The following is a 418-nucleotide window of genomic DNA, read 5'->3' as shown; positions in this document are numbered from 1 at the left end:
CGTCCCGGAATACCTGGCCAGCGGCGAGCGGTTGACCCCCGAGCGATTCCAAATGGTGGGCTCATTCCTGGGCGGCAACGCCCGGGTTGATGCATTGCATTACCTGCTGGAAGACGCTTTCATCACCACACCGGAAGGGCCTCGGCTGTCCGAGGAATTTCTGGAACAAGTCCGGGGGCTGGTCAGCCGAGCGGCAAATCCGCTCTACGCCGTTATGCACGAGTCTATTTATGGGCAAGGCCAGGCCACTAGCTGGGCGGCCTGGCGGGTGCTGGAGGAGTTCGGGGAATTCCAGCCCGATGCGGAGTCACCACTACTAACCGGCGAGATGGTGTATCCGTGGTACTTCGAGCAGGATCCGGCCTTGGTTCCCTTCCGCGAGGTTGCTGCATTGCTGGCCGAAAAGGACGACTGGGGC

General features: G+C 61.7%; 1 pseudogene. It reads left to right on the top strand.

Features of this window, described 5'->3' with window-relative positions:
- Positions 1-52 precede the first annotated feature (52 nt).
- Positions 53-418, top strand: a pseudogene (locus SB772_RS39240) (hypothetical protein); the annotation flags it as partial.

The organism is Paraburkholderia sp. SIMBA_030, assembly GCF_046535245.1.
Taxonomy (GTDB): Bacteria; Pseudomonadota; Gammaproteobacteria; order Burkholderiales; family Burkholderiaceae; genus Paraburkholderia.
This window is presented reverse-complemented; position numbering and strand designations above follow the sequence as displayed.